3 protein-coding genes are annotated in these 4,504 nt (G+C 73.1%); 2 read left to right on the forward strand and 1 reads right to left on the reverse strand.

Features of this window, described 5'->3' with window-relative positions; genetic code table 11:
• Nucleotides 1–2,162 (reverse strand): non-ribosomal peptide synthetase (locus MPTA5024_RS41820; protein WP_198166944.1); only part of this gene is annotated, 2,162 nt, incomplete at its 3' end.
• Between the two features lie 397 nt (nt 2,163–2,559).
• On the opposite strand from MPTA5024_RS41820, the gene MPTA5024_RS04415 reads away from it, so the two are divergent.
• Both MPTA5024_RS04415 and MPTA5024_RS04420 read left to right on the forward strand, forming a co-directional pair.
• Nucleotides 2,560–2,979 carry a 2-oxo acid dehydrogenase subunit E2 gene (locus MPTA5024_RS04415; RefSeq protein WP_036320101.1) on the forward strand — a complete coding sequence of 140 codons (420 nt, stop codon included), beginning with the start codon at nt 2,560–2,562 and terminating at the stop codon, nt 2,977–2,979.
• Entirely contained in the window at nt 2,976–4,295 is a 1,320-nt protein-coding gene (locus MPTA5024_RS04420; protein ID WP_036320103.1) for a GH1 family beta-glucosidase, read from the forward strand. Before MPTA5024_RS04415 ends, MPTA5024_RS04420 begins: the two co-directional genes overlap by 4 nt.
• The last annotated feature ends 209 nt before the right edge of the window (nt 4,296–4,504 follow it).

Genomic DNA, 4,504 nt, shown 5'->3' on the forward strand with positions numbered 1-4,504 from the left:
GGGAGCGCCTCGCCGCCGACCAGCGCGGTGACGCGGCGCAGCGCCGCCCCCGTTTCGGGCGCGCGGTCCGCGGAGGCCGCGTCGAGGAGAATCCGCCAGCCGGACGGGGTGGCCTGGACGTGGGTGACCCCGCTGCGCGCGATCAGCCGGGCCAGCGCGTCGCCGTCGCGGGCGGCCTCCCGGTCCGCGACGACGATCCGGCCTCCCGTCGTCAGCGGCAGGTAGAGCTCCAGCCCGGAGATGTCGAACGACAACGAGGTCAGCGACAGCCACACGTCGCCGGGACCCGCGCCGAGCAGGCTCTCCATCGCGGTCAGGAAGTTCAGCAGCGCCCGGTGGGGCACCACCACGCCCTTCGGGCGGCCGGTCGACCCCGAGGTGTAGAGGACGTACGCCGGGTCGTCGGGGCCGGGGGCGGCGAGCGGCACGGCGGGACGGTCGCCGGAACGGTCGAGGGAGATCACCCGCACGTCGTGGGGCACCTCGCCGAGCACCTCGTCCAGTACGGCGGGCGGCACGGCGGGGTCCACGAGCAGGTGGCGGGCGCCGGAGTCGGCGAGCAGCAGCGACAGCCGGGCCCGGGGGTAGCCGGGGTCGAGCGGCAGGTAGGCGGCCCCGGAGCGCATGACCCCGAGCAGGCCGGCCACGGTCGCGGGCGAGCGCTCGGCCAGCACCGCCACCACCGACCCCGGCCCGGCGCCCTCCGCCGCGAGCCGGCGGGCGATCCGGGCCGACGCCTCACCGAGCTCCGCGTAGGTGACCCGGCCGGGGGCCGTCCCCTCCTGGACCGCCACGGCGTGCGGCGCCCGGCGCGCCCACCCGTCGACCAGGTCGAGCAGGGTGGCCGCGGCGGGCAGCGGGAGGGCGGTGTCGTTCCGCTCCCGGACCAGCAGGTCGCGCTCGGGTCCGTCCACCGGCAGCAGCCGCGACAACGGGGTGAGCGGGTCGGCGACCGCCGCCTCCAGCACGCGCAGCAGGGCGCGGCCGTAGCCGGCGACCGTCTCGGCGTCGAACAGGTCGGTGTTGTAGGTGAGCACGAGGCGACGCTCGTCGCCCTCGCCGAAGACGCCGAGCATGAGGTCGGTCTGCACCTGGCGGTACTCGGCGTCGACGAGCTCCACCTCCACCTCGGGCAGGGGGATCAGCGGCTCGCCCATCTCGTTCAGGACGAACAGCGTCTGGAACAGCGGGGTCCTGCTGAGGTCGCGGCCGACCTCGACCTCGGTCAGGATCCGTTCGAACGGCACGTGCCTGTGCTGGTAGGCGCGCAGGGTGGTCGAGCGCGCCCGGCGGAGCATCTCCCGGAAGGAGGGGTCGCCCGACAGGTCGCCGCGCAGCACGAGCGTGCCGGCGAACAGTCCGATGAGCCGCTCGTGCTCCACCTGGTCGCGGCCCGCTGTGGCGGCGCCGACGCACAGGTCGTCCTGGCCGGAGTAGCGGGCCAGCACGGCCTGGTACGCCGCGAGGAACACCATGAACAGGGTGCACCGCTCGCGACCGGCGAACCGCCGCAGCTCGGCCGTGAGAGCCGGGGGCAGCGGGAGCGTGTGGTCGTCGCCCGCGGTCGTGCGGACGGCCGGGCGTGGCCGGTCGGCCGGGAGTTCGAGCACGGGAGCGCCGGACAGATTGGCGCGCCAGTAGTCCAGCGAGGCCGGGTCGGGCTCGGCCCGCTCGGCGGCGACGTCGAGGAAGCGCGCGGCCAGCGGGGGAAGCGGCGACGGCTTGCCCTCCGTGTGGGCCGTGTAGAGGGCTCCCACCTCGTCGAGGAACACCTTCAGCGACCAGCCGTCGCAGACGATGTGGTGGAAGACGAGGCACAGCACGTGCTCGCGGGGGCCGAGGCGGATCAGCGCGGCCCGCAGCAGCGGCCCCTCGGCCAGATCGAACGGCCGGTTCGTCCGCTCCTCGATCAGCCGGGGGACGTCCTCGGCCGCGGCGGTGAGATGCTCCACGCGGAACCGCCCGGGCGGCTCGACGACCTGGACCGGCCGCCCCCCGTGCCGCGCCTGCTCGGGAAAGCGCGCCCGCAGCGGCTCGTGCCGGTCGACCACGTCCCGTACGGCCCGGTCGAAGGCGGCGGCGTCGAGCGGCCCGGTCAGCCGTGAGGTGTTGAAGACGTGACTCGACGGATCGCCGGGCCGGAGCCGGTCCAGGAACCACATGCGCTCCTGTGCCGCGGAAAGCGGACGTGCGTCGTACTGCCCCATGCGTCGGTACCCCTGTCAGGCAGGTGGATCTCGCGTCAGCAGATGTTCAGCAATTAATCATGGTGCGGCTGAGGTCTGAGCGCGACCCATGGCCGGGCGGGAGAGAGGGTGAGCCGGTCACAATTGTGAGGCGTGTGGGAACGCTCCCACCGCGCGATCAGGCTAAGGATTACGAACGGTTCACGTCAAGATGTCGCACGCGTTTCCCGCTTTATCGCCCTTGACGTGCTTTTATGTGCATTTATCCATTCGCGCGACACATCGCGGCATAAGGGTGGGTGTTGACAGGATCGGGGGTGGTTCCTACGCTCTTGGGAGCGCTCCCACAGGCGCGTTCCGCCTGGAGGCCATCGTGACCGAGATCCGGGTGCCCGAACTCACCGACGACGCGAGCCGGCGCCTCGTGGCGCGGCTCGCCGAGGCCGGCGACGCGAGCGAGGGCCATCCCCGACCCGTGCCGGACACGTCGGCGGCCACCCCTCTGGTCACCCTCCGTGACGTGAGCGCTGACGGCGCGCGACGCACCGTCCCCGCCGGCGTCTCCCCCACCGGGAACCGCGCGGGCATCCGGGCCGTCCCGGCGGCGTTCGCCGCGCCGCGGCGGGAGGCGGCCGCCACGGACGGCGTCGTGCGCCGCGCCGTGCACCGCGTCGTCCGCCTCGGGCTCGCCCACGACCACCGCATGATCGACGGCCGCGAGGCCGCACGCTTCCTCGGCGCCGCCGGACGCGCGCCCGAGGCATCACCGATCCCCACCCAAGGAGACTCATGAACGCCCTGCGGTTCCCGGACGACTTCGTGTGGGGTGCGGCGACATCCGCCTACCAGGTGGAAGGCGCCACAGGAGAGGACGGCCGGGGGCCGTCCGTCTGGGACACCTTCGCCGCCGTGCCCGGCAACGTCAAAGACGGCGACACCGGGGACCCGGGCGCGGACCAGTACCACCGGTACGGCGAGGACATCGAGCTCATGGCCGGCCTGGGCCTCGACAGCTACCGGTTCTCCGTCGCCTGGCCGCGGGTCCAGCCCACCGGCACCGGCAAGCCCAACCAGAAGGGGCTCGACTACTACCGGCGACTGGTCGACGGCCTCGCCGAGCGCGGCATCCGCCCGATGGCCACGCTGTTCCACTGGGACCTCCCCCAGGAGCTCCAGGACCGGGGCGGCTGGGAGAACCGGGACACCGCGGCCCGCTTCGCCGACTACGCCGAGATCGTGTTCGACGCGCTGCCCATCCGGGACTGGCTGACGATCAACGAGCCCAAGACGGTCGTCGAGTGCGGGTACCGCTTCGGCAGCCACGCCCCCGGCTTCACCGACGACGGGCGCGCCTTCGTCGCGCTCCACCACCTGCTGCTCGCCCACGGGCTCGCCTCCCAGGTCCTGCACGAGCAGCACCGGGGACGCCGCATCGGCCCGGCGCTGAACCTCCACCCCACCTACCCGTCGGACGACACGCCGGAGGCTCTGGAGGCGGCCCGGCACCAGGACGGCCTGGAGAACCGGGTCTACCTCGACCCGATCTTCAAGGGCTTCTACCCGGAGGACACGCTGCGCTGGATCTCCGAGCGCAGCCCGATGCGCGAGCACATCCTCGAGGGCGACCTCGTCACGATCAGCGAGCCCATCGACATCCTGGGCGTGCAGTACTACACCCCGGTCTTCGTTGACGGCTCCGGGGAGCGGGTGTTCCTGCACGAGAAGGCGCAGGCCGACTGGCTGGAGATCTACCCCGAGGGCATGTACGACATCCTGGCGCGGCTCACGCGGGACTACCCGTCCGTCCCGATCGTCATCACGGAGAACGGCCTGCCCACGCTCGACGTCCCCGGCCCGGACGGCCGCGTCCGCGACGAGGGCCGGATCTCCTACCTCCGCGACCACCTGACCGCCATGCACCGCGCGATCGGGGACGGCGCGCGGGTCGAGGGCTACCACGTCTGGTCGCTGCTCGACAATTTCGAGTGGGCCGAGGGATACAGCCAGCGGTTCGGCATCGTGTACGTCGATTACGAGAACCAGCGGCGCATTCCGAAGGACAGCGCCCTGTGGTTCCGTGAGGTCGTGAAGAGCGGCGAGTTGCGCTGACGCTTTTCCGGGGTTTTTCCCGGCCGTATTCCCGATCACGTTCCGGCGGGGCCTCGCCGGCGGTCCGCCGCCGGGGAGGCCCGGCCGTGCCACGCGTGCCCTGACCCTCCCGGCGCACGGCGTCGCCTCCACGACCGCACGCCGCCGGCCTGCCCGCCGGTCTGCCCGCCGGCCTGCCCCACGCCGGTCTGCCCGGAGGCGGCCTGCCG

Source organism: Microbispora sp. ATCC PTA-5024 (genome assembly GCF_000511135.2).
Lineage (GTDB): Bacteria > Actinomycetota > Actinomycetes > Streptosporangiales > Streptosporangiaceae > Microbispora > Microbispora corallina.

Coding starts and splice junctions, on each gene's coding strand:
- MPTA5024_RS04420 (WP_036320103.1), top strand. CDS start 2,976: ATGAACGCCCTGCGGTTCCCGGACGACTTCGTGTGGGGTGCGGCGACA.